The organism is Devosia sp. (genome assembly GCF_036406155.1).
Classification (GTDB): Bacteria; Pseudomonadota; Alphaproteobacteria; order Rhizobiales; family Devosiaceae; genus Devosia_A.
Map to the genome: position 1 here is coordinate 1 of NZ_DASWVV010000169.1, position 3677 is coordinate 3677.

At 69.1% G+C, this 3677-nt stretch carries 4 protein-coding genes; all 4 read left to right on the plus strand.

Translation table 11 applies throughout. From position 1 onward, the window contains the following. The coding region (locus VGD93_RS10910) for a putative PEP-binding protein (RefSeq protein WP_395011957.1) at window positions 1-966 on the plus strand (966 nt) is incomplete at its 5' end. Window positions 967-973: 7 nt separating this feature from the next. Next, window positions 974-2050, plus strand: a complete 1077-nt coding sequence (prfA, locus tag VGD93_RS10915) for a peptide chain release factor 1 (RefSeq protein ID WP_395011958.1) — start codon at window positions 974-976, stop codon at window positions 2048-2050. 32 nt (window positions 2051-2082) lie between these two features. Beyond that, window positions 2083-2904: a peptide chain release factor N(5)-glutamine methyltransferase gene (prmC, locus tag VGD93_RS10920; RefSeq protein WP_395011960.1), complete on the plus strand. Its 822-nt coding sequence runs from the start codon at window positions 2083-2085 to the stop codon at window positions 2902-2904. A gap of 326 nt (window positions 2905-3230) precedes the next feature. After that, window positions 3231-3677, plus strand: a 447-nt coding sequence (locus VGD93_RS10925; RefSeq protein WP_395011961.1) for a DUF4167 domain-containing protein, incomplete at its 3' end; no start/stop codon positions are given.

Genomic DNA, 3677 nt, shown 5'->3' on the forward strand with positions numbered 1-3677 from the left:
CGCGACCGGCCGTCGGTGACGCGCGACGGCATCGAGATCACGCTGCTGCACAATTCGGGTTTGGTCGCCGACCTGCCCATGCTCGAGCATACCGGGGCGGCGGGGGTCGGGCTGTTCCGCACCGAGCTGCAGTTCATGATCGCGAGCAAGCTGCCCCGCCTGGCCGAGCAGGTGGAGCTCTACCGCGAAGCCATGCGGCTCACCCGGGGGCGGCCCATCGTCTTTCGCCTGCTCGATATCGGCGGCGACAAGGTCATCCCGTACCTGCGCTCGGCGGCCGAGGAGAACCCGGCGATGGGCTGGCGCTCGCTCCGGCTGGCGCTCGACCGACCGGGGCTGCTGCGCATCCAGATCCGCGCCCTGCTGCAGGCGGCCGCGGGCGCGCCGCTCAAGATCCTCGTGCCCATGGTCACCGACGCCTGGGAGTTCCGGCAGACGCGACTGGTCGTCGACAAGGAAGTGGAGCGGCTGCGCAACGGCGGCGAGAAGGTGCCCGAGACGCTGGAACTGGGGGCCATGATCGAGGTGCCCTCGCTGCTGTGGGAACTCGACCGGCTGCTGCCGGAGGCCGACTTCGTCTCGATCGGCTCCAACGACCTGGTGATGTTCCTCACCGCCGCCGACCGCTCGAATCCGCGGGTGGCGGGCAGCTACGATCCGATCGCGCTGCCGCGGTTGCGGGCGCTGCGCCACGTTGTCGAGATGTGCCGCCGCTACGACGTGCCGGTCACCATGTGCGGCGAACTGGCGGGCAAGCCGATCGAAGCGCTGGCGCTGATGGCCGTCGGCATGACCCGGCTGTCGATGAGCCCGCCGTCCATCGGCCCGATCAAGGAGATGATCCTCGGGCTCGAACTCCAGCCAATCCGCCGGTCGGTGTCCAAGGCGCTGCTCGAGGGTGCCGAGGGCGTGGCCGTGCGCGATTTGCTGCTCGACTGGGCGAGCCGGCAGAGCCTTCCCATATAGAGCGACCATGCCCTCACTTCCCCACGACAAGCTCGATGCCCTCGAGAAGCGCTTCGCCAGCGTCGAGGCGGCCCTGTCCGCCGGCCCCTCCGCCGAGGACTACGTCAGGCTGAGCAAGGAATATGCCGAGCTCGAGCCCGTGGTCCGGCCTATCCTCGCCTACCAGAAACTGCAGGCCGAGTTGGCCGAGGCCGAGGATTTCGCCGCCGCCGGCGACCGCGACATGGCGGCCATGGCCGAGGCCGAGATCGCCGCGCTCAAGCCGCGGCTCGAACGCATGGAGCAGGAGATCCGCATATTGCTGCTGCCGCGCGATGCGGCGGACGACAAGAGCGTGATCCTCGAGGTGCGGGCCGGGACCGGCGGCGATGAGGCGGCGCTGTTCGCCGGCGACCTGCTGCGCATGTACCAGCGCTATGCCGATTTGCGCGGCTGGACCTTCGGCCTGCTGGAGGCGAGCGCGGGCGAAGTCGGCGGCTACAAGGAGGCGGTCGCCTCGATCAGCGGCCGTGGCGCCTATGCGCGGCTCAAGTTCGAGAGCGGCGTGCACCGCGTGCAGCGGGTGCCGGCCACGGAAGGCTCGGGGCGCATCCACACCTCGGCGGCGACGGTGGCGGTGCTGCCCGAGGTCGAAGACATCGACATCGACATCCGGCCCGAGGATATCCGCATCGACACGATGCGCTCGTCCGGCGCCGGCGGGCAGCACGTCAACACCACCGACAGCGCCGTGCGCATCACCCATATCCCCTCGGGAATCGTGGTGACGGCTTCGCAGAAATCGCAGCACCAGAACCGCGCCACCGCCATGAAGGTGCTGCAGGCGCGGCTCTACGAGGAGCAGCGCCATGCGCGCGACAATGCCCGCTCGGAGGCCCGGCGCGAGCAGGTCGGCTCGGGCGATCGCTCCGAGCGCATCCGCACCTACAATTTCCCGCAGGGCCGGGTCACCGACCATCGCATCAACCTGACGCTGTACAAGCTCGACAAGGTGATCGCGGGCGAGGCCCTCGACGAGCTGATCGAGGCGCTGATCACCGAGCGGCAGGCGGCGCAACTCGCCGCCATGGAGGACGTAAGCTGAGCGGGCCCGCCATCGGCGCCGCCTGGCGGGGGGTGCGCAACCGGTTCCGGCAGGCGGGCATCGATACGCCCGAACTCGACGCGCGGCTGCTGGCCGAGCTGGCTTTCGGCATGGGGCCGCTGGACTTGGTCAACCGCGAGCGCGAGCCCGCCGACGCCGAGGCGCTGATGAAGCTGCAGGACTTTGCGGCGCGCCGGTTGCACGGCGAGCCGGTGGTGCGGATCATCGGCGAGAAGGAATTCTGGGGGCTGGCCTTCGCGCTCGATGCGGCGACGCTGGTGCCGCGGCCCGAAACCGAGATGCTGGTGCGGCGCGGGCTCGAAGTCCTGCACGGGCGCACGCACAGGCAGGTGCTCGATCTGGGCACCGGCACGGGCTGCATCCCCATCGCCATTCTGTCGGAGAGTCCGTCGACCATGGCGGTGGCCGTCGACCTGAGCCCCGCGGCGGTCGCCACGGCGCGGCGCAACGCCGAGCGGCACGGGGTGGGCAGGCGCTTCGACGCGCGCGTCGGCTCGTGGTTCGAGCCGCTGCGGGCGGACGAGCGCTTCGACCTCATCACCGCCAACCCGCCCTATATCGAGCACGCCGCCATCGCCGCCCTGCCACCCGAGGTCAGGGAGCACGACCCGCACCTTGCGCTCGACGGCGGCGCGGACGGGCTCGATGCCTACCGGGCCATCGTCGGCGGGGCCCGGCGCTGGCTCAAGCCCGGCGGCGCGCTGGTCGTCGAAATCGGAGCCAGCCAGGCAGGGGCGGTGCGCGCATTGTTCGTCGAGGCGGGGTTGGAGGAGATCGCGCTCGAAAAGGATCTGGCGGGTCTTGATCGCGTCGTTTCCGGCCACCATTTGTAGCTCAAGGAAATGCGACGTTGTGCCCACCACGGATTTTCCGCTTGGAAAGTGGAGGCGAACCAGTTAGTTTCCAGTTGCTGTCAACGGCGCGGACGTCGCGTCAAGGTGACGGCCACCCGCTCATCGCAAGGCTGCATTTGGCAGCAGGAGCAACCGGACGAGGACCCGGTCCGTCTCGATGAGCCCCAAGTGGTTCAACCGTACAGCTCTAGGCAAGGATGATTGCGACCGCTCGCGTTGACCCGTTGGGGCGCCCGCGGCCTTGAAGGTCAACATGCCGATGGCTCACTGCCTCATGTGCTTCTTCCCAAGGTACCGACGAAACGATGAGACCAAACCAACAGAGTAACAAGAACCGCTCCCGGGGACGGACCAACAATGGCGGGCGCAAGCACGTCAATCCGCTGAGCCGGAACTTCGAGAGCAACGGCCCCGATGTGAAGGTGCGCGGCAACGCCGCCCACATCGCCGAAAAGTATCTGCAGCTGGCGCGGGACGCGCAGTCTTCGGGCGACTCGGTGATGGCCGAGAACTACCTGCAGCACGCCGAGCACTATTTCCGCATCGTCGCCGCGGCGCAGCCGCAGCCGAACCCGCAGCGTCCCGACCAGTTTGGCCAGGGGACCGACGGCGAGGATTTCGACGACGATTTCCCGCCCATGAACGATCGCTTCGCCAGCCCGGAGCCGCCGCAGCCGCGTTACACGCCGCCGCCCGCCGAGCCGCCGCAGCCCGTGCCGGCCGCGGCCGACGAGGACAGCGTCGAGACGGTG

Excerpts from the sequence above, each read along its gene's own strand:
- prfA (WP_395011958.1), top strand. The coding sequence starts at position 974 with ATGCCCTCACTTCCCCACGACAAGCTCGATGCCCTCGAGAAGCGCTTC.